Below are 361 nucleotides of genomic sequence, written 5' to 3'. Positions count from 1 at the left end.
GGCTTGTACTCATCTCGCTATGCTGGCGCGAATGCAAACGACCACGACAATGTACTTAAACTGCTTGAAGCATTGAAAGATGTGCCCAGCAACCAACGCGGCGCTGAGTTTCATTGTGTATTGGTGTAACTACGCCATGCCGAAGACCCTGCCCCGCTAATTTGTCATGGCAAGTGGCGTGGCACAATTACCACAGATATTCATGGTGCTGGCGGGTTTGGCTATGACCCTGTGTTTTGGGTTGAGCAACACCAAGCAACTTCTGCGCAAATTAGTAAAGCCGATAAAAATGCCTTAAGCCATCGCGGCAAGGCATTACGCCAGTTGCTTACGCAAATGGAAATAGAAGCATGCTAAGCCC

The 361-nt window shown here is 49.3% G+C and carries 1 pseudogene; it reads left to right on the top strand.

Annotated features, from left to right (window positions below):
• Nucleotides 1-3 precede the first annotated feature (3 nt).
• Nucleotides 4-357, top strand: a pseudogene (locus tag Q4528_RS16870) (non-canonical purine NTP pyrophosphatase).
• The last annotated feature ends 4 nt before the right edge of the window (nt 358-361 follow it).

The sequence above is a fragment of the Staphylococcus pasteuri genome (assembly GCF_030547725.1).
GTDB classification, from domain to species: domain Bacteria; phylum Bacillota; class Bacilli; order Staphylococcales; family Staphylococcaceae; genus Staphylococcus; species Staphylococcus pasteuri.
Note: the sequence above shows the minus strand (reverse complement) of the source record. Positions and strands in the feature narration are given on the sequence as shown.